This window comes from Pseudomonas sp. DTU12.1, assembly GCF_009873475.1.
GTDB classification, from domain to species: Bacteria; Pseudomonadota; Gammaproteobacteria; order Pseudomonadales; family Pseudomonadaceae; genus Aquipseudomonas; species Aquipseudomonas proteolytica.
This window is the reverse complement of record NZ_CP045254.1, coordinates 320,661-343,977: the sequence shown is the minus strand read 5'-3', so window position 1 is coordinate 343,977 and position 23,317 is coordinate 320,661. Positions and strand designations below refer to the sequence as shown.

Sequence of the window (23,317 nt, the reverse complement as noted above, 5' to 3'; positions counted from 1 at the left end):
CTCAGCTCCCTTGCAGCGGCTTGGCATCCTGGAAGAAGTAATCCTTCCACGACTCGGGTTTGTTCTTGATCGCGCCCACGCGGTAGAGGAACTCGGCCAGCGGGTAGGTGTTTTTCGGGGTGACGCTGAATTCGAATTGCGGGTTGTCGATGATTTTCAGCAGCGCGGCACGGTCGATCTTGGCCTTGGTCACGCGAATGTAGGTGTCGGCAGCGGCGCCCTTGTCGTTCTGCGCAAACTGCGCGGCCTCGGTCAGTGCGTCGATAAAGGCCTTGTAGGTTTTCGGGTTGTCGTTGCGAAACTTCTCGGTGGCGAACAGCACGGTCGGTGAGTTCGGCCCCAACAGGTCATAGGTGTTGAGCACCACATGCACGTTCGGGTTGGCCAGGGCCTGGTCCTGGAACGGCGGGTTGGAGAAGTGCCCGGTCAGCTCGGTACCGCCGGCGATCAGCGCAGCCGTGGCGTCCGGGTGCGGGACGGCGATGGTGTATTTATCCAGGCGATTGAATTCCTTGTCGCCCCATTGCTTGGCCGCCGCGTATTGCAGGAACCGCGACTGCACGGAAACCCCCACGGCCGGTACCGCGATGCGGTCTTTTTCGGTGAAGTCGGCGATGGTCTTGACCTTGGGGTTGTTGCTGACCAGGTAGTAAGGGAAGTTGCCCAGGGAAGCCACGGCCTTGACGTTCTGCTTGCCGTGGGTGCGGTCCCAGATGGTCAGCAGCGGGCCGACACCGGCGCCGGCAATGTCGATGGAGCCAGACAGCAGCGCGTCATTGACCGCCGCGCCTCCGGACAATTGGGTCCAGTCGACCTTGATGTCGATACCTTCCTGCTTGCCGTATTTTTCGATCAGGTTCTGGTCGCGCACCACATTGAGCAGCAAGTAAACGATGCCGAACTGCTCGGCAATGCGAATCTCGCCTTCGGCATGGGCGACGGCGGGAGCAACCAGACTCCCGGCCAACAGGCTGACGCCAAGGCCAACGGTGGCGGCCAATCGTGCAAAGGGGATTTTCCTGGACATGGTCATGCTCCGAATCAGAAGGGGGCGTCGCCCTGGATGGTGGTGCGAAACAGTTTGCGACGCAGGTGGCTGGGGCAACCGGCGGCCAGGTGGATCAGCGAGCGGTTGTCCCAGAACACCAGGTCGTGGGGCTGCCAGCTGTGGCGGTAGATGTTGTGCGGGTGGATGCTGTGGGCGAAGAGTTGGGCCAGCAGGTCGCGGCTTTCGTCTTCGGGCAGGCCGACGATACGGGTGGTGAAGCCTTCGCTGACGAACAGCGCCTGGCGCCCGTTTTCCGGGTGGGTACGCACCACCGGGTGCACCACTTCGGCGACCTGGGCCAGTTGTTCGGGGGTCAGGGTCGGGCGCCAGTTGCCTTCGAATTTGGTTTCGCTGTAGCGCGCGGTGTACGAATGCGCTGCGCTGCGACCTTCCACGGCCTTGCGCAGATGCTCGGGCAACTGGTCCCAGGCTTTGTGCATGTCGGCAAACAGCGTGTCGCCGCCTTCGGACGGCAGTTCCTGGGCGTGGAGCATCGAGCCCAGGCTCGGCAGTTCCTTGTATGACAGGTCCGAGTGCCAGAATTTGCCCGCGTCGCCCAGGCCGATGGACTGGCCGTTTTCGATGATGTTGGAAACGATGAGGATTTCCGGGTGGTTGGCCAGCAGGAACTGTTTGAGCACATGGATCTGCAACACGCCGAAGCGGCGACTGAAGGCGATCTGTTGCTCGGGGGTAATGCGCTGGTCGCGGAACACCACCACATGGTGGTCCAGGTGCGCACGGTGGATGCGGGCGAAGTCCTGGTCGTCGACCGGGCGCGACAGATCCAGGCCAATGATCTCGGCGCCTACGCTGCCGGGGAATGGGCGGATGTCGAAGGTTTGGGCGGTGGGTAAGGCGGCTGTGGCGGTGGACATGTGATCACTCCCTGGCAGTCAGGAGAGTGACTTTATAGATATAAGAATTGGAATTTAAATACCGTTAGAGAATAACGATATGGCCTTTTTGCGGCAGGGGGCGGGGGATAGGGTGGGGTTGAGGGCCCCTTCGCGAGCAAGCCCGCTCCCACATTCGACCGCATTCCTATGTTGGAAATCGGTCGAATGTGGGAGCGGGCTTGCTCGCGAAGAGGCCCGCCAAGACTCTGAAAATCAACGCTCCTGCAGCGACTCGGCCCGGGCCTTGATGATGGGCTTGAGCAGGTAGCTGAGGATGGTCTTCTTGCCGGTGATGATGTCGACCGAGGCGACCATGCCGGGGATGATGATCAGTGGCTTCTCATCGGTGCCCAGGTGGCTGCGGTCGGTGCGCAAGGTGATCATGTAGTAGGTGGTTTTCTTGTCTTCATCGGTGATGGTGTCGGCACCGATGCGCTCCAGCTTGGCCTTGAGGCCGCCGTAAATGGTGTAGTCGTAGGCGGTGAACTTGACCACGGCTTCTTGCCCCGGGTGCAGGAAGGCGATGTCTTGCGGGCGGATCTTGGCTTCTACCAGCAAGGTGTCATCCAACGGCACGATTTCAACCATGTCGCTGCCCGGCTGGATCACGCCGCCAATGGTATTGACCAACAGTTGCTTGACGATCCCGCGCACCGGCGAGGTGACCAGGGTCCGGCTCACGCGGTCTTCGAGAGCTTTGCCGGTGGCCTGGGCCTTGTTCAGGTCAGTACGTGCCTCGTTGAGTTCGGTCAGCGCTTCACTGCGGTATTTACCACGAGTTTCGTCGATTTTGCGCTGTACTTCCTTGATCGCCGAGTCGGCGCGGGGGATGGCCAGGGTGGTGGCGTCCAGTTGCCCACGGGTTTCCATCTCTGCGCGCTTGAGGCGCAGCACTTCCACCGGCGACACCGCACCCTGGGCGACCAGGGGTTCGGACATGTTGATTTCCTGGCGCTGCAACGACAGTTGGTTACGGTACTGGCCTTGCTTGGAGGTGTATTCGCGCATCTCCTGCTGGCGCTGGGTCAGTTGTTCCTGCAAACCGCCGATTTCATCCTTGAACTGCTGGCGCCGGCTTTCATACAGCGACTGCTCGTTGATGGCCTGGGTGGGCGCAGCGGCACGCACGTCTTCAGGGATGTTTAATGGGCGGTCTTCGACCTGGGCGTTCAAGCGCTCGATGCGCAGTAACAGCGACAGGCGCTGGGCCTCGGTTTCACCGGCGTTGGAGACAAAGCGTGTGTCGTCCAGGCGGATCAGCGGCGCGCCAGCCTCGACGATCTGCCCTTCCTTGACGTACAGCTCGGCGACGATGCCGCCCTCAAGGTTCTGGATTTTCTGCAACTTGGAGGATGGAATAGCCTTGCCATCACCGCGCGTCACTTCGTCGACCTTGGCAAAACCGGCCCACAGCAGCATGCACAGGAAAAACCCGATGATCCCCCAGATGGTCAACCGCACCACACGCGGGGCATCTTCGATCAGGGCCTTCTTGACCTCTGGCAGTGGCTGGCCATCCAGCGAATCGGAACCAATGAAATAGCGACGGACCGCGTCCTTGAATTTACGCAACACTGATCTGCCCCTTCTTCAACGCTTCCATCACTACGGCTTTCGGGCCATCGGCAAGGATTTGCCCACGGTCGATGACCAACAAACGGTCCACCAGGGACAACAGCGACGCACGGTGCGTCACCAGCACCACGGTCTTGTTTTCCACAACGGCTTGCAGGCGCTGTTTCAAGCGTTCTTCACCGGTGTTGTCCATGGCGCTGGTCGGTTCGTCCAGCAGCAGGATAGGCGGGTTGAGCAACAGGGCGCGGGCCAGGGCGACGTTTTGTCGCTGGCCGCCAGAGAGGTTCTGGCCGCGCTCGCCCACTTGCAGCTCGTAGCCTTGTGGATGCAAGCGGGCAAATTCGTGGACGCCCGCCAGCTCAGCGGCTTGCAGTACCACTTCGTCTTCAACGTAACGGGCGCCGGAGACCAGGTTGTCGCGCAGGGTACCGGCCAGCAGTTGGATGTCCTGGGGCACATAGCCGACGTTGTGGCGCAGTTCGCTGACGTCGATCTGGCGAATGTCCACGCCGTCCACCAGCAAGGCGCCGGAGTCGGGCTGGTAGAGGCCCACGATCAGTTTGGCCAGGGAGCTTTTACCCGAGCCGCTGCGCCCGATGATGCCGATCTTCTCGCCGGGCTTGATCACCAGGTTGATGTTCTTGAGCGCCATGTTCTGCTGGTTGGGGTACGTGAAATTCAGGCCCCGGCACTCGATGGCGCCCTGCAGGGTACGGCGGCTCAAAGGGCGTTCTTCGAAGTTGCGCTCTTGGGGCAACTCCATCATCTGGTCGGTGGAGACCATGGTGACCTTGGCTTGCTGGTAGCGGGTCATCAGGCCCGACAGCGACGCCAGCGGGCTGAGGGCGCGGCCACTGAGCATGTAGCAGGCAATCAGGCCGCCCATGCTGAGGTGGCCGTCGATGATCTGGTAGACCCCGAAGACAATCATGATCACACCCGCCAATTGCTGGATCAGCAGGGTGATGTTCATCGACAGCCCAGAGAGCATTTTCACCCGCAATTCAAGGCGGCTGAGGGTGCCAATGGTCTGTTCCCACTGGTACTGGCGCTCGCTCTCGGCGTTATTGACCTTGACCGCATCCAGCCCGGCCAGGGTTTCGATCAGGCTCGACTGACGCTCGGAGGCCAGGGCCATGGTGCGTTCCATGGTGGCGACCAGCGGCTTTTGCAGCAGGTAGCCGATGCCCAGGGCAATCGGGAAGGCCAGCATGGGGATCCACACCAGATGCCCGCCGAGGATCGCGATCACCATGAATATCAGCAGGGTAAACGGCAAGTCGATCAGGCTGGTGAGCGTCAGGGAGGCGAGGAAATCACGCAGGCTCTGAAACTCGTGGATGTTCTGGGCGAAGCTACCGACCCGTGCCGGGCGGTACTTCATCGACATACCGACGATCCGCTCGAACAACGTGGCCGAGATGATCAGGTCGGTTTTCTTGCCGGCCAGGTCCAGGCACAGGCTGCGCAGGCTCTTGAGGACCAGGTCGAAGACGTAGGCGATGAAAATACCGGTCGCCAGCACCCACAGGGTGGCGGTGGCCTGGTTGGGCACGACGCGGTCGTAGACGTTCATCACGAACAGCGGCGCTGCCATGGCAATCAGGTTGATCAGGAAACTGGCGGCGATGGCATCGGCGTAGAGCCAGCGCGAACGCTTGAGGGTGTCACGAAACCAGGAGCGGGCCCGGGGGATCAGGGTGCCGTGGCTGACATCGAATTTGTGTTGGGGCTGGGCAAAGAACACTTTACCGGTGTAGTCATCGGCCAACGCCTGGCGCTTGACGATGGTTTCACCGCCATCGCTTTCACTGAGCAACACCTGCGCCTCGTCCTCACCCTGCCAGCCGAGCAGCACGGCACTACGGCCATCCTTGAGCAACAGCAGCGCCGGCATGGCAATCGGGGGGATCGAATCGAGCTTGCGTTGCAGCAGCCGCCCTTGCAAACCGGCGCGGGCCGCAGCCCGGGCCAGCAAGTCGGCGGTCAGTTGCTGTGCCGGCAATGGCAGACCGGTGGTCAGCATCGCCGCACTGGCGGGCTTCTGGTGCAGGGCGCAGAGAGCCAACAACCCGTCGAGTAACGGGTCGTCGTGCAATGTGCGTGGATCATGACTGAGATGGACTCGACTGACTTCTGATTCCACGCGGGCTCTCTCAACTAACAGATGGGACTATAAGGAATAGCTCAATTCATCCCAGGCAGTTGGACTTTCGGCTTCACGTCGTTCTGTACGACGGAGGCCATCGGTGCGACCACTCCCTGGCTCTTGAGCAACTCGCCCATGGTCGCCTTGATTCGGTACTGAGTAAATAACTGAACGTTTTTTATCTCTTCCAAACGACGCGAAGCCGTGAACAGCTCGTTTTCACTGTCGAGCAAGTCAAGCAGAGTTCGTTCGCCCAGGCTGAATTGTTTCTGGTAGGCGCCGCGCACCTTGCTGCTGTGGTCGACGTATTGCTGGGCAATCGGCACCTGGGCATTGGCGTTGTTCATGGCGTTCCAGGCCAGGCCCAGTTCTTCGTTCAACTGGCGCAAGGCGTTGTTGCGGATATCCAGGGCCTGGTTGGACTGGTAGGACTTGGACTCCAGCTCAGCCTTGTTGCTGCCACCGGCGTACAGGTTGAAGCGCATGCGCAGCATGGCTTCCCAACCGTTGTTGTGGCTGGCGTCGCCGTCGATGTTGTTGTCGGCGTTACGGCCCAACTCGGCGTCGAAACGTGGGTAGAAGGAAGACTTGGCGGCTTCGTATTGTTTTTCGGCAGCGGCGATGTCGGATTCGGCCGAACGCAGGATCGGGCTGTTATCGAGCATCTGGCGACGCGCTTCATTCAGGTCTGCAGGCAGCAGCGCCATGAAGCTGGGCGGACGCTCCAACTGATCGGCTTCTTGGCCGACGGCACTGAGGTAGTTGGTCTGGGCGTCGGCCAGGTTGGTCTGCTCGGTGATCACGTTGTTACGGGCTTGGGCCAAACGGGCTTCAGCCTGGTCCAGGTCAGCCCCGCTGCCGACACCGCGCTGGGTGCGCAGTTTGATCTGGTCGTAGATGCGCTCGTGGTTACGCAGGTTGTCTTCGGCCAGACGCACGAACTCACGACGGGTCAGGACGTCCAGGTAAACCTGGGCTACCGTCAATGCAGTGCGCTCGGAAGTGCCAAGCAACGAAAAAGCGCGGGAGTTAACGGTGGCTTGTTGACGCCCTACTTCACTGGAGGTGGCAAAACCGTCAAAAACCATTTGCTGCAGGCGCAGGCTCGATTCGCCGCGATTGAGGGTGTCCCAATGGCCGCCACGGGCGCGGGTGGATGAACTGTCGGTGCCTTCACGGCCATAACCCGCGTTCAAGTCGACACGGGGCAGGTAACCACCCTTGGCCGCACGCAACTGATAGTCAGCCGCGATACGCGCGTTGACACCTGCCTGAATCTCAGGGTGCACATCCAGCGCTTGCTGCATGGCCTGGGGCAGGGTTTGGGCTTGTACGAAACTGGCGGCGAGAACGAACGGTATTGCCTTAAGCAGGTGCAAACGCATTTTAAGAATCCCCAGGACTTCTTGTCTCAAGTCACAGCAACTTGGTTGTGCTGCGTTAGAAAATGGCTACCGTAATGACCGTACGTCGGAAAGTTCAAAAGCGGAACTGGTTCACACATGTAGGACGGTTCGCCGCATGAATATCAATGTGACATTAGCGAGGCGATTGTTTAGGATGGCGCCAAGAAGGTCAATAGTTTGGCATAAAGTAAATCGCCAAAAAATATAGCCAAATATTTGACGTCATCCGATTTATAAACTACGCACCTCCCAGGCTGATGAATCCCATCGGATCTCAGCCTTAGGAACACCCACAGAATGGATCGCCGGAGAAATCTTCAATGAGCAGTGTTGTTGCAATCGTCAAAAGCATTGTTGGCCAAGTTTTCGTCATTTCTCCGGAAGGCGCCCGTCGGGTGCTGGTTGAAGGTGATCGCCTGTTTGCCGGCGATCAGATAGACACCGGCATGTCGGGCTCCGTGAGCCTGGAGCTGGCCGATGGCCGTACGCTGGACCTGGGGCGTGATACCCAGTGGAGCGCCAACGCGCCCGACTCCAGCACTGACCTGGCCCAAGCCACTGCACAGGCCGCTCCATCGGTTGCCGAACTGCAGCAGGCCATTGCCGCCGGCGCTGACCCGACCACCGACCTGGAAGCCACCGCCGCAGGCGCGACAGCTTCCGGCACGGGCGCTGCCGGTGGCGGCCACAGCTTTGTGATGCTTGATGAGACCGCAGGCTCGGTCGATCCGACCATTGGTTTTCCGACTGCTGGCCTGGGTTTCGCAACCAATGCGTTGACCAACGAACTCGGCGGGCAGCCGACTGACCCCCTCACGGCCGCACCGTTGCCGTCGACCCTGACACTGGGCGCCACACCGACCATCACCGAAGCCGGCGGCGTGCTGACCTACACCGCCACAGTGACCCAGCCGTCCACCAGCAACCTGACGATCACCCTGTCCAACGGCGCGGTGATCACCATCCCGGCCGGCCAAGTGACCGGCTCCGTCAATGTGCCTTTGGCGCCCAACGACAGCCCGTACATCGATCCAGGCCAGATCAGCGTCACCGTCACCGGCACCACCGGCGGTAACAACCTGATCTTGACCGTCGACCCGACACCGGCAGTCACCCAGATCACCGACACCATCGACACCACCACTGTGACCCTGACAGCAGGCGAAACAGTGACCGAAGGCGGCCAGATCACTTACACCGCGACCCTGACCAACCCGGCACAGACCCCTGTCACCATCACCTTGAGCAACGGCTCGGTGATCACCATTGAGGCAGGCAAGTCCACCGGTACGGTGGTGGTCGATACACCGGCCAACGACGTCTACAACAATGGCAGCACGGTCAGCACCACCATTACTGGGGCAACCGGTGGCAACTTCGAAAAGCTGGAGCCCGACACCACCCCAGCTGTCACCACGATCACCGACTCGGTCGATGACACTGGCCTGACCCTCACCGCCACCAATACCGTGACCGAAGGCGGCCAGATCACTTACACCGCGACGCTGACCAACCCGGCGCAAACCCCGGTTACCGTGACGTTGTCCAACGGTTCGGTGATCACCATCAAGGCCGGCGAATCCGTCGGCACCGTGGTGGTCGATACCCCGGCGAACGACGTCTATGTCAACGGCAGCACCGTCACTACGACTATCACCGGGACCACCGGTGGCAACTTTGAAAACCTGGTGCCCAACACGACGCCAGCCGTCACGACCATCACCGATTCGGTCGACACCACCACCGTGACACTGACAGCGCCAGGCGATGTCAACGAAGGCGGCCAGATCACCTACACCGCCACGCTTTCCAATAAAGCAGACACCGACGTTACGCTGAAGCTGGATAACGGTTCGACCATCATCATCAAGGCGGGTGAAACCGTTGGCTCCGTCACCGTCGATGCTCCGGGCGATGATGTGTTTGTCGACAAAAGCACGCAAACCGTGAAGATCGTCGAGACTGATGGCGGTAACTTCGAAAAACTGGAAGTGGCCGGTGACGGCGCTACCACCACCGTGAACGACACCATCGACAAGGTTGATGTGGTGCTGACGGCGACCACCACCGTGGGCGAAGGCGGCCAGATCGTTTACACCGCATCGCTGGTGGACAAGGCGGGTAACCCGGTCACCAACACCACCAATCCGTTGACCGTGACCCTGGACAATGGCCAGACCATTACCATTGGCGTCGGCCAATCCGCGGGCACTGCCAGCACTGTTGCGCCTAATGACGTGTATGAGGGCAACCAGACCGTCACCACCGCGATCACCAATGTGACCGGCGGCGCGCACTTCGAGAACCTGGTACCTGGCACCACGCCAGTCAACACCACCGTGACCGACACACCCGGCACCACCGACACCACCACCGTCACCCTGACCGCACCGGGCGAGGCCGACGAAGGTGGCAACATCACCTACACCGCGACCCTGAGCAACAAGGCCGGCAGCGACCTGACCCTTACCTTGAGCAATGGTGACGTCATCACTATCGCCAAGGGCGAGACCACAGGCCAGGTGACCTCCAAGGCACCGACCGACGACGTATTCAAAGATGCGGGTCCGATCAACGTCACGATCAATCCGGACTTTGTGGGTGGTGGTTTCGAGAAACTTGATATCGCTCCGGGTGGGGCGACGACGCAGATCAACGACACCATCGACAAGGTTGATGTGGTGCTGACTGCGACCAAAACCGTGGGTGAAGGTGGTGAGATCGTTTACACCGCTACCTTGGTGGATAAGAACGGCGCACCGGTGACTAATATCACCAGCCCAGTGACTGTGACTCTGGATAACAACCAAGTCATCACCATTGGCGTGAACCAGTCGAGCGGGACTGTTTCGGTTGTGGCTCCGGATGATGTGTACAAAGGTGATCAGACCGTTACTACCGGCATCAAGGAAGTAACGGGTGGTGAGCACTTTGAAAACCTGGTTCCGGGCACTGACAAGGTCACCACGACTGTCACCGACACACCGGGCACCGACAACACCACTACCGTGACGTTGACCGCGCCAGACGCCGTCAACGAAGGTGGAAAGATCACTTACACCGCTACGCTTTCTAATAAAGCGGATACCGACGTCACCCTGACCCTCGATAACAAACAAACCATCACCATCAAGGCCGGCGAAACCGTTGGTACTGTGATTGTTGATGCTCCAGGCGATGACGTGTTCATCGACAAGAGCACCCAAACCGTCCAGATCACCGGTACTGAAGGCGGTAACTTCGAGAAGCTGGTGGTTGCAGGCGACGGCGCAACGACGCAGATCAACGACACCATCGACAAGGTTGATGTAGTCCTGACCGCGACCAAAACCGTGGGTGAAGGCGGTGAAATCGTTTACACCGCAACCTTGGTTGATAAAGACGGCAAGCCAGTTACCAACACCACTGGTCCGCTGACCATCACCCTCGATAACAAACAGGTCATCACCATTGGTGTGAACGAGTCGAGCGGTACTGTTTCGGCTGTAGCACCGGATGATGTGTACAAAGGCGACCAAACTGTTACGACCGGCATCGAAAAAGTCACAGGTGGCGAGCACTTTGAAAACCTGGTTCCAGGTACTGACAAAGTCACCACCGTGGTGACGGATACCCCAGGTACTGATAACACCACTACTGTGACCCTTTCGGCTCCGACTGAAGTGAGTGAAGGCGGCAAGATTACTTACACCGCCACCTTGAGCAACAAGGCTGACACCGACGTCACCCTGACCCTCGATAACAAGCAAACCATCACCATCAAGGCCGGCGAAACCGTTGGTACTGTGATTGTTGATGCTCCAGGCGATGACGTGTTCATCGATAAGAGCACCCAGACCGTCCAGATCACCGGCACCGCGGGTGGCAACTTCGAGAAGCTCGTAGTCGCTGGCGACGGCGCAACGACGCAGATCAACGACACCATCGACAAGGTTGATGTGGTCCTGACCGCGACTAAAACTGTCGGCGAAGGCGGCGAGATCGTTTACACCGCTACCCTGGTCGACAAGGACGGCAAGCCAGTTACCAACACCACCGGCCCGCTGACCATCACCCTCGATAACAAACAGGTCATCACCATCGGTGTGAACGAGTCGAGCGGTACTGTTTCGGCTGTAGCACCGGATGATGTGTACAAAGGCGACCAAACTGTTACGACCGGCATCGAAAAAGTCACCGGTGGCGAGCACTTTGAAAACCTGGTTCCAGGTACTGACAAAGTCACCACCGTGGTGACGGATACCCCAGGTACTGATAACACCACTACTGTGACCCTTTCGGCTCCGACTGAAGTGAGTGAAGGCGGCAAGATTACTTACACCGCCACCTTGAGCAACAAGGCTGACACCGACGTCACCCTGACCCTCGATAACAAGCAAACCATCACCATCAAGGCCGGCGAAACCGTTGGTACTGTGATTGTTGATGCTCCAGGCGATGACGTGTTCATCGATAAGAGCACCCAGACCGTCCAGATCACCGGCACCGCGGGTGGCAACTTCGAGAAGCTTGTGGTTGCTGGCGACGGCGCAACGACGCAGATCAACGACACCATCGACAAGGTTGATGTAGTCCTGACCGCGACCAAAACCGTGGGTGAAGGCGGCGAGATCGTTTACACCGCGACTTTGGTTGATAAAGACGGCAAGCCAGTCACAAACACCACCGGCCCGCTGACCATCACCCTCGATAACAAACAGGTCATCACCATCGGTGTGAACGAGTCGAGCGGTACTGTTTCGGCTGTAGCGCCGGACGATGTGTACAAAGGCGACCAAACTGTTACGACCGGCATCGAAAAAGTCACCGGTGGCGAGCACTTTGAAAATCTGGTCCCAGGTACCGATAAAGTCACGACCGTGGTGACGGATACCCCAGGTACTGATAACACCACCACTGTGACCCTGACGGCTCCGACTGAAGTGAGTGAAGGTGGAAAAATCACCTACACCGCCACCTTGAGCAACAAGGCCGACACTGACGTCACCCTGACGCTCGATAACAAACAAACCATCACCATCAAGGCCGGCGAAACCGTTGGTACTGTGATTGTTGATGCTCCAGGCGATGACGTGTTCATCGATAAGAGCACCCAGACCGTCCAGATCACCGGCACCGCGGGTGGCAACTTCGAGAAGCTTGTGGTTGCTGGCGACGGCGCAACGACGCAGATCAACGACACCATCGACAAGGTTGATGTAGTCCTGACCGCGACCAAAACCGTGGGTGAAGGCGGCGAGATCGTTTACACCGCGACTTTGGTTGATAAAGACGGCAAGCCAGTCACAAACACCACCGGCCCGCTGACCATCACCCTCGATAACAAACAGGTCATCACCATCGGTGTGAACGAGTCGAGCGGTACTGTTTCGGCTGTAGCGCCGGACGATGTGTACAAAGGCGACCAAACTGTTACGACCGGCATCGAAAAAGTCACCGGTGGCGAGCACTTTGAAAATCTGGTCCCAGGTACCGATAAAGTCACGACCGTGGTGACGGATACCCCAGGTACTGATAACACCACCACTGTGACCCTGACGGCTCCGACTGAAGTGAGTGAAGGTGGAAAAATCACCTACACCGCCACCTTGAGCAACAAGGCCGACACTGACGTCACCCTGACGCTCGATAACAAACAAACCATCACCATCAAGGCCGGCGAAACCGTTGGTACTGTGATTGTTGATGCTCCAGGCGATGACGTGTTCATCGATAAGAGCACCCAGACCGTCCAGATCACCGGCACCGCGGGTGGCAACTTCGAGAAGCTTGTGGTTGCTGGCGACGGCGCAACGACGCAGATCAACGACACCATCGACAAGGTTGATGTAGTCCTGACCGCGACCAAAACCGTGGGTGAAGGCGGCGAGATCGTTTACACCGCGACTTTGGTTGATAAAGACGGCAAGCCAGTCACAAACACCACCGGCCCGCTGACCATCACCCTCGATAACAAACAGGTCATCACCATCGGTGTGAACGAGTCGAGCGGTACTGTTTCGGCTGTAGCGCCGGACGATGTGTACAAAGGCGACCAAACTGTTACGACCGGCATCGAAAAAGTCACAGGTGGCGAGCACTTCGAGAACCTGGTTCCAAATACTGACAAGGTCACTACGACTGTCACTGACACCCCAGGTACTGATAACACCACTACCGTGACGTTGACGGCTCCGTCGGAAGTGAGTGAAGGCGGCACGATCACTTACACCGCTACGCTTTCTAATAAAGCGGATACCGACGTCACCCTGACGCTCGACAACAAACAAACCATCACCATCAAGGCCGGCGAAACCGTTGGTACTGTGATTGTTGATGCTCCAGGCGATGACGTGTTCATCGATAAGAGCACCCAGACCGTCCAGATCACCGGCACCGCGGGTGGCAACTTCGAGAAGCTCGTAGTCGCTGGCGACGGCGCAACGACGCAGATCAACGACACCATCGACAAGGTTGATGTGGTCCTGACCGCGACTAAAACTGTCGGCGAAGGCGGCGAGATCGTTTACACCGCTACCCTGGTCGACAAGGACGGCAAGCCAGTTACCAACACCACCGGCCCGCTGACCATCACCCTCGATAACAAACAGGTCATCACCATCGGTGTGAACGAGTCGAGCGGTACTGTTTCGGCTGTAGCGCCGGACGATGTGTACAAAGGCGACCAAACTGTTACGACCGGCATCGAAAAAGTCACCGGTGGCGAGCACTTTGAAAATCTGGTCCCAGGTACCGATAAAGTCACGACCGTGGTGACGGATACCCCAGGTACTGATAACACCACCACTGTGACCCTGACGGCTCCGACTGAAGTGAGTGAAGGTGGAAAAATCACCTACACCGCCACCTTGAGCAACAAGGCCGACACTGACGTCACCCTGACGCTCGATAACAAACAAACCATCACCATCAAGGCCGGCGAAACCGTTGGTACTGTGATTGTTGATGCTCCAGGCGATGACGTGTTCATCGATAAGAGCACCCAGACCGTCCAGATCACCGGCACCGCGGGTGGCAACTTCGAGAAGCTCGTAGTCGCTGGCGACGGCGCAACGACGCAGATCAACGACACCATCGACAAGGTTGATGTGGTCCTGACCGCGACTAAAACTGTCGGCGAAGGCGGCGAGATCGTTTACACCGCTACCCTGGTCGACAAGGACGGCAAGCCAGTTACCAACACCACCGGCCCGCTGACCATCACCCTCGATAACAAACAGGTCATCACCATCGGTGTGAACGAGTCGAGCGGTACTGTTTCGGCTGTAGCGCCGGACGATGTGTACAAAGGCGACCAAACTGTTACGACCGGCATCGAAAAAGTCACCGGTGGCGAGCACTTTGAAAATCTGGTCCCAGGTACCGATAAAGTCACGACCGTGGTGACGGATACCCCAGGTACTGATAACACCACCACTGTGACCCTGACGGCTCCGACTGAAGTGAGTGAAGGTGGAAAAATCACCTACACCGCCACCTTGAGCAACAAGGCCGACACTGACGTCACCCTGACGCTCGATAACAAACAAACCATCACCATCAAGGCCGGCGAAACCGTTGGTACTGTGATTGTTGATGCTCCAGGCGATGACGTGTTCATCGATAAGAGCACCCAGACCGTCCAGATCACCGGCACCGCGGGTGGCAACTTCGAGAAGCTTGTGGTTGCTGGCGACGGCGCAACGACGCAGATCAACGACACCATCGACAAGGTTGATGTAGTCCTGACCGCGACCAAAACCGTGGGTGAAGGCGGCGAGATCGTTTACACCGCGACTTTGGTTGATAAAGACGGCAAGCCAGTCACAAACACCACCGGCCCGCTGACCATCACCCTCGATAACAAACAGGTCATCACCATCGGTGTGAACGAGTCGAGCGGTACTGTTTCGGCTGTAGCGCCGGACGATGTGTACAAAGGCGACCAAACTGTTACGACCGGCATCGAAAAAGTCACAGGTGGCGAGCACTTCGAGAACCTGGTTCCAAATACTGACAAGGTCACTACGACTGTCACTGACACCCCAGGTACTGATAACACCACTACCGTGACGTTGACGGCTCCGTCGGAAGTGAGTGAAGGCGGCACGATCACTTACACCGCTACGCTTTCTAATAAAGCGGATACCGACGTCACCCTGACGCTCGACAACAAACAAACCATCACCATCAAGGCTGGCGACACCGTCGGCACCGTGACTGTTGATGCTCCGAGCGATGACGTGTTCATCGATAAGAGCACCCAAACCGTCAAGATCACCGACACCGCTGGCGGCAACTTCGAGAAGCTCGTGGTTGCTGGCGATGGCGCCACGACGCAGATCAACGACACCATCGATAAAGTCGATGTGGTCCTGACCGCGACCAAAACTGTCGGCGAAGGCGGCGAGATCGTTTACACCGCGACTTTGGTTGATAAAGACGGCAAGCCAGTCACTAACACCACCGGCCCGTTGACTATCACCCTCGATAACAAACAGGTCATCACAATTGGTGTGAACGAGTCGAGCGGTACTGTTTCGGCTGTAGCGCCGGATGATGTGTACAAAGGTGATCAGACTGTTACGACCGGCATCACTAAGGTCACCGGTGGCGAGCACTTTGAAAACCTGGTTCCAGGTACCGATAAAGTCACCACCATCGTGACCGACACACCGGGCACCGATAACACCACCACCGTCACCTTGACCGCGCCAGACGCCGTCAACGAAGGCGGCACGATCACTTACACCGCCACCTTGAGCAACAAGGCTGACACTGACGTCACCCTGACGCTCGATAACAAGCAAACCATCACCATCAAGGCGGGCGACACCGTTGGTACCGTGACTGTTGATGCCCCAGGCGATGACGTGTTCATCGACAAGAGCACCCAGACCGTCAAGATCACCGACACCGCTGGCGGCAACTTCGAGAAGCTTGTGGTTGCAGGCGACGGCGCCACGACGCAGATCAACGACACCATCGATAAAGTCGATGTGGTCCTGACTGCCACCAAAACCGTGGGTGAAGGCGGCCAGATCGTTTACACCGCCACCCTTGTGGACAAAAACGGCGCTCCGGTGACTAACACCACCGGCCCGCTGACCATCACCCTCGATAACAAACAGGTCATCACCATTGGTGTGAACGAGTCGAGCGGTACCGTTTCGGCTGTAGCGCCGGACGACGTGTACAAAGGCGACCAAACTGTTACGACCGGCATCGAAAAAGTCACCGGTGGCGAGCACTTTGAAAACCTGGTTCCAGGCACCGATAAAGTCACCACCATCGTGACCGACACACCGGGCACCGATAACACCACCACCGTCACCTTGACCGCGCCAGACGCCGTCAACGAAGGCGGCACGATCACTTACACCGCCACCTTGAGCAACAAGGCTGACACCGACGTCACCCTGACGCTCGACAACAAACAAACCATCACCATCAAGGCTGGCGACACCGTCGGTACCGTGACGGTGGATGCTCCGAGCGATGACGTGTTCATCGATAAGAGCACCCAAACCGTCAAGATCACCGACACCGCTGGCGGCAACTTCGAGAAGCTCGTGGTTGCAGGCGACGGCGCAACGACTCAGATCAACGACACCATCGACAAAGTCGATGTGGTCCTGACCGCGACCAAAACTGTCGGCGAAGGCGGCCAGATCGTTTACACCGCCACCCTTGTGGACAAAAACGGCGCTCCGGTGACTAACACCACCGGCCCGTTGACTATCACCCTCGATAACAAACAGGTCATCACCATTGGTGTGAACGAGTCGAGCGGGACTGTCTCGGCTGTAGCGCCAGACGATGTGTACAAAGGCGATCAGACTGTTACTACCGGCATCACTAAGGTCACCGGTGGCGAGCACTTTGAAAACCTGGTTCCGGGTACCGATAAAGTCACCACCATCGTGACGGACACACCGGGTACCGATAACACCACTACCGTCACATTGACCGCGCCAGACGCCGTCAACGAAGGCGGCACGATCACTTACACCGCGACGCTTTCTAATAAAGCGGATACCGACGTCACCCTGACGCTCGACAACAAACAAACCATCACCATCAAGGCGGGCGACACCGTTGGTACCGTGACTGTTGATGCCCCTGGCGATGACGTGTTCATCGATAAGAGCACCCAGACGGTCAAGATCACCGACACCACTGGCGGCAACTTCGAGAAGCTAGTGGTGGCTGGCGATGGCGCCACGACGCAGATCAACGACACCATCGACAAGGTCGATGTGGTCCTGACCGCGACCAAAACTGTCGGCGAAGGCGGCGAGATCGTTTACACCGCAACTTTGGTTGATAAAGACGGCAAGCCAGTTACCAACACCACTGGCCCGTTGACCATCACCCTCGATAACAAACAGGTCATCACCATTGGTGTGAACGAGTCGAGCGGTACTGTTTCGGCTGTAGCGCCGGATGATGTGTACAAAGGTGATCAGACTGTTACGACCGGCATCACTAAGGTCACCGGTGGCGAGCACTTCGAGAACCTGGTTCCAGGCACCGATAAAGTCACCACCATCGTGACCGACACACCGGGCACCGATAACACCACCACCGTCACCTTGACCGCGCCAGACGCCGTCAACGAAGGCGGCACGATCACCTACACCGCGACGCTTTCTAATAAAGCGGATACCGACGTCACCCTGACGCTCGATAACAAGCAAACCATCACCATCAAGGCGGGCGACACCGTTGGCACCGTGACTGTGGATGCCCCAGGCGATGACGTGTTCATCGATAAGAGCACCCAAACCGTCAAGATCACCGACACCGCTGGCGGCAACTTCGAGAAGCTGGTGGTTGCAGGTAACGGCGCAACGACGCAGATCAACGACACCATCGACAAGGTCGATGTGGTCCTGACCGCGACCAAAACCGTGGGTGAAGGCGGCCAGATCGTCTACACCGCGACCCTTGTGGACAAAAACGGTGCACCGGTGACTAACACTACCGGTCCGCTGACTATCACCTTGGATAACAAGCAAGTCATCACCATCGGTGTGGACAAATCGAGCGGTACTGTCTCGGTTGTGGCTCCGGACGATGTGTACAAAGGCGACCAGACTGTTACTACCGGCATCACTAAGGTCACCGGTGGCGAGCACTTTGAAAACCTGGTTCCAGGTACCGATAAAGTCACCACCATCGTGACCGACACACCGGGCACCGATAACACCACTACCGTGACTTTGACGGCTCCGTCTGAAGTGAACGAAGGCGGCAAGATCACTTACACCGCTACCTTGAGCAACAAGGCTGACACCGACGTCACCCTGACGCTGGACAACAAGCAAACCATCACCATCAAGGCTGGCGACACCGTTGGTACTGTGACGGTTGATGCTCCGAGCGATGACGTGTTCATCGACAAGAGCACCCAGACCGTCAAGATCACCGACACCACTGGCGGCAACTTCGAGAAGCTGGTGGTTGCAGGTAACGGCGCAACGACGCAGATCAACGACACCATCGACAAGGTCGATGTGGTCCTGACCGCGACCAAAACCGTGGGTGAAGGCGGCCAGATCGTCTACACCGCGACCCTTGTGGACAAAAACGGTGCACCGGTGACTAACACTACCGGTCCGCTGACTATCACCTTGGATAACAAGCAAGTCATCACCATCGGTGTGGACAAATCGAGCGGTACTGTCTCGGTTGTGGCTCCGGACGATGTGTACAAAGGCGACCAGACTGTTACTACCGGCATCACTAAGGTCACCGGTGGCGAGCACTTTGAAAACCTGGTTCCAGGTACCGATAAAGTCACCACCATCGTGACCGACACACCGGGCACCGATAACACCACTACCGTGACTTTGACGGCTCCGTCTGAAGTGAACGAAGGCGGCAAGATCACTTACACCGCCACCTTGAGCAACAAGGCTGACACTGACGTCACCCTGACGCTCGACAACAAACAAACCATCACCATCAAGGCCGGCGACACCGTCGGCACCGTGACAGTGAACGCCCCAGGCGATGACGTGTTCATCGACAAGAGCACCCAGACCGTCAAGATCACCGGTACTGAAGGCGGTAACTTCGAGAAGCTGGTGGTTGCTGGCGACGGCGCAACGACGCAGATCAACGACACCATCGACGATGTGAAGGTTGTGCTGACCGCCACCACCAACGTCGCCGAAGGCGGCCAGATCGTCTACACCGCCAGCCTCGTGGATAAGAACGGCGTTGCCGTGACCAACGTGGGTTCGGACCTGGTGATCAAGTTGGACAACGACTTGAACATCACCATCGGCAATGGCAAGACCAGCGGTACTGCCAACTTCACCGCGCCGAATGACTACTACCTGGGCGCCAAGGACATTTCCGCCAAGATCACCAATGTGGTCAGCGGTGGCGACAAGTATGAAAACCTGATCCCGGTCGGCACGCCAGTAATCACCAAAGTGACGGACGTGACGAGCAACACCGTGATCAGTATTGCGGGCGATACCTCGGTGACCGAAGGCCAGACCGCTCACTACACGTTGAACCTGACCCAGCCGGCGCAAACCGAAGTCACGGTGACCCTGTCGTACAAAGGCGTGGCCCAGGACGGTTCAGACTTCAACGGCGTGTACACCGTGAAGATTCCGGCCGGCCAAAGCAGCGCGACGTTCGATATCAAGACCATCGACGACAAGCTGACCGAGCCTACGGAGAAGTTCGAGATCAGTATCTCGGGCACTTCCGGCGGTAACTTCGAGAACCTGGCTATCAGCACCACCAACGGCAAAATCGAAACGTCGATCATCGATAACGATGCGCCACCGGTTATCGACCTGGATGCCAACAATTCCAGTGGCGCCACCGGCAACGACTACAGGACTACGTTCACCGAAGGCGGCAGTGGCGTGTCGATTGCTGATACCGACATCAAGATCACCGACCCGGACAGCACCCAGCTGACTGGCGCCACGGTAGTCCTGACCAATACTCAGCCGAGCGACACGCTGGACTACAGCAAGGTCACCGGTATGAACGTGACCTCGGTCACGGACCCTGTCACCGGCAAGATCACCCTGACCCTGACCGGTACGGCGTCGCTGGCTGACTACATGCAGCAGATCAAGAACATCACGTTCGGCAACAGCAGCCACGACCCGAGCACCACGCCACGGACCATCACCGTGACGGTGACCGACGGCGGCAACTACTCGAACGTGGCAACCACCACGGTCAACGTAGTGGCGGTCAACGACGCACCGGTTGCCACCGGCGGTGCCGTCACCGGCACTGAAGACACGTCGCTGAAGCTGACCTGGGCCAACTTCGGGGTCAGCGATGTGGATTCGCCGCAGGCCAGCCTCGGGGTGAAAATCACCGAGCTGCCAGTAGCCGGCAAGCTGCAGTACCTGGCAGCGGACGGCACTACCTGGACCAACGTGACAGCCGGCCAGACCTTCACCAAGGCGCAGATCGACGGCGGCCAGTTGCGCTTCACCCCAAATGCCAACGAATCCGGAGCCGACGGCTACGGCGGCACCGGTGTGGGCAACAAGCAGGCTGATTATGCACAGTTCAAGTTCCAGCCAACCGATGGCAAGGACCTGGGCACCAGCGCCACTGTAAAAGTCGACATCACTCCGGTTGCAGACGCGCCGACCTTGAGCGTTGCCGATAACAACATCGCCTCGGTCGGCCTGACCAAGCAGAGCTGGAACAGCATTGCGAACCTGGGCACCAACGGCAATGGCGCCTCCGCGACCGTGTTGAAAAATGCCATCGACAACGCCGGCACGCCAACCAGCACGACGGTTTCGACCACCGTCCTACCTACTGCAGATGTGCCTGGCGGTGCAGGCTCGAAGACCTCCGGCCTGATCTACCTGGAAGCCGGCAAGTCGTACACCTTCAGCGGCTACGGCGATGACAGCATCCTGGTCAATATCGGCGGCAAAGATGTGGCCAGCGGTACCTGGGGCTCGAACTCCGGCCAGTTCAACGGTACGTTCACCCCAACCAGCAACGGCTACTACAGCATTGATATCTACCATGCCAACCAATCAGGTCCGGGCAGCTTTGATCTCAAGCTGTCGGTCAACGGTGGCACCGCGACCAACCTGAGCAACACCACGATGCCGATCTACACCGGCATCAACGACCTGATCAGCGCCGGCGCGCAAGTGTCGGATCTGCACGGCACAAACGGCCAGGGTTACTACGACGCGTACAAGCTCAACGAAGGGCTGGAAAACGGCACGGTCAAACTGACCAAAGTCACCACCGGCCTGACCGATACCGACGGTTCGGAAACCCTGAGCGTGAAGATTGGCAGCATCCCGGTGGGCGCAGTGCTCAGCGACGGTGCCGGGCATACCTTCACGGCGACCCAGGGCCATACCGAGGTGGACGTCACCGGTTGGAACCTCAACAACCTGAGCCTCAAGCCACTGCCTTACACCAGCGGCCAGTACAACCTGACCGTGACGTCGACCTCCACCGAAAGCCTCGGCGGCTCGGCCACAACCGTGGCCAATCTGCCGGTCAAGGTATACCCGGCAGTCTATAGCGGGAGCACGGCGACTTCGGGCGATGACAACGTCACCGGTACCAGTGGCAACGACATCATCGTGGCGGACGTTTCGGGCCTGAACGTAGTTCAGGGCAAGAACTACAACATTGCGTTCATGATCGATACGTCGGGCAGTATGGGTTCGGACTCGGTAGCGGCGGCGAAAGCCTCGCTGACCACCGTGTTCAACTCACTGAAAAACAGTATCGGCTCCAGCACCTCCGGGGTCGTGAACATCTTCCTCGCGGATTTCAGTGACCAGGTCAATCGTACGGTTACAGTCAACCTGAAAGACCCAGGTGCACTGGAGGCGTTGCAGAAAGTCCTGGATAAGATGGTGTCGACCGGCGGCACCAACTACGAAGACGTGTTCAAGGCTGCATCCAACTTCTTCCAAAGTGCCCAGGCGACTGGCAACAAGGATGCAATCAACACCACGTACTTCATCACCGATGGTGAGCCGACGTTCTACCAGCGTTCCGAGCAGACCAACCCGACCTTGTACGGCAACGTCAAGCTCGATGACGTCGTTAACATGAACAACTACACCATAGGTACCGCCACTCGGATCAATATCGATTCGAATAACTACCTCGATATCAACTCTGCCGGTAAGGTGACCCTCTTTTCCTACGGCTGGGCCTACAACAAGGGCATCATCCACGCCCAAGGGGATGGCACCTATGAGATATCGGTTCTTGACGGTTATGGTAACTACACCGATACAGCCACCGCTACCAACTCCCAGAACGCGTTCGCACTGCTCAAAGGCCTGTCCACAGGTGGCGTAGAAGCCATCGGTCTTAAAAGCGGGGTCGGCCTGGAGCAGTTGGCACCGTACGACAGCGACAACAAGCCACAAAGCAACATCGATCCGAAGGACCTGGCCAACGCCATCCTCGGTCACAGCGAGGCTACCCTGCCGGGTGCCGACCGTGTCGATGGCGGTGACGGCAACGACATCCTGTTCGGCGACCTGGTGAGCTTCACAGGTGTTACCGGCGAAGGCTACAACGCCATCCAGACCTACGTGGCAGGGAAAAACGGCGTGGCGGTGTCTGCAGTCACCGGCCAGGATGTGCATAAGTACATCACCGAGCACTACAACGAGTTCAACACCTCGGGTGCCAAGGACGGCAATGACACCCTGCTGGGTGGCTCGGGCGATGACATCCTGTTCGGCCAGGGCGGCAACGACTACCTGGACGGTGGCAAGGGCAACGACATCCTGTTGGGCGGTACCGGCAACGACACGCTGATCGGCGGCCAGGGCAATGACATCCTGATCGGCGGCACCGGTGCCGATACCTTCGTCTGGAGATCCGGTGACGTCGGCAACGATGTGATCAAGGACTTCAAGGCATTGGAAGGCGACCGCATTGACCTGCGTGACCTGCTCAAGGGTGAAACCGACGGCACCATCGACAACTTCCTGAAGTTGACCACGGTGGATAACGTGACAACGCTGCAGATCAGCTCCGAAGGCAAGCTCAACGCCGCTGGCGGCCTGGCTAATGCGGATGTGACGATCAAGCTGGAAGGTAACAACTGGTCCGGCCAGACGATCAATTCGTTGATCAGTGGTGCTGATCCGACCATCAAGGTCGATCACACCTAAGCTGAACCACTGAACCGGCCGCCTCTTGAGGCGGCCGATTCATTTGCGGCCACCGTTCACTGGCATGGGGTCGCGATTGCACGGCATAC

Annotated in this window: 6 protein-coding genes; 1 reads left to right on the top strand and 5 read right to left on the bottom strand. The window is 58.4% G+C overall.

What is annotated here, in order from left to right; genetic code table 11:
- Nucleotide 1 precedes the first annotated feature (1 nt).
- The 5 genes from GDV60_RS01540 to GDV60_RS01520 form a co-directional block, all read right to left on the bottom strand.
- Entirely contained in the window at nt 2-1,027 is a 1,026-nt protein-coding gene (locus GDV60_RS01540; protein ID WP_159906046.1) for an ABC transporter substrate-binding protein, read from the bottom strand.
- A 14-nt stretch (nt 1,028-1,041) separates the two neighbouring features.
- Complete coding sequence (locus tag GDV60_RS01535; protein WP_104911301.1) at nt 1,042-1,926, bottom strand: TauD/TfdA family dioxygenase; 885 nt, start codon at nt 1,924-1,926, stop codon at nt 1,042-1,044.
- A gap of 234 nt (nt 1,927-2,160) precedes the next feature.
- On the bottom strand, nt 2,161-3,522 hold the full coding sequence (locus GDV60_RS01530) for an HlyD family type I secretion periplasmic adaptor subunit (RefSeq protein WP_029298775.1): 1,362 nt from the start codon (nt 3,520-3,522) through the stop codon (nt 2,161-2,163).
- Nucleotides 3,512-5,668, bottom strand: a complete 2,157-nt coding sequence (locus GDV60_RS01525; protein ID WP_092232573.1) for a type I secretion system permease/ATPase — start codon at nt 5,666-5,668, stop codon at nt 3,512-3,514. Before GDV60_RS01525 ends, GDV60_RS01530 begins: the two co-directional genes overlap by 11 nt.
- 41 nt (nt 5,669-5,709) lie before the next feature.
- Nucleotides 5,710-7,056 carry a TolC family outer membrane protein gene (locus GDV60_RS01520; protein WP_029298771.1) on the bottom strand — a complete coding sequence of 449 codons (1,347 nt, stop codon included), beginning with the start codon at nt 7,054-7,056 and terminating at the stop codon, nt 5,710-5,712.
- Nucleotides 7,057-7,397: 341 nt separating this feature from the next.
- On the opposite strand from GDV60_RS01520, the gene GDV60_RS01515 reads away from it, so the two are divergent.
- A complete protein-coding gene (locus tag GDV60_RS01515; RefSeq protein WP_159906044.1) occupies nt 7,398-23,228 on the top strand; it encodes a LapA family giant adhesin in 15,831 nt (5,276 codons plus the stop codon).
- Nucleotides 23,229-23,317: the final 89 nt, after the last annotated feature.

Coding starts and splice junctions, on each gene's coding strand:
- GDV60_RS01515 (WP_159906044.1), top strand. CDS start 7,398: ATGAGCAGTGTTGTTGCAATCGTCAAAAGCATTGTTGGCCAAGTTTTC.
- GDV60_RS01535 (WP_104911301.1), bottom strand. CDS start 1,926: ATGTCCACCGCCACAGCCGCCTTACCCACCGCCCAAACCTTCGACATC.
- GDV60_RS01520 (WP_029298771.1), bottom strand. CDS start 7,056: ATGCGTTTGCACCTGCTTAAGGCAATACCGTTCGTTCTCGCCGCCAGT.
- GDV60_RS01540 (WP_159906046.1), bottom strand. CDS start 1,027: ATGTCCAGGAAAATCCCCTTTGCACGATTGGCCGCCACCGTTGGCCTT.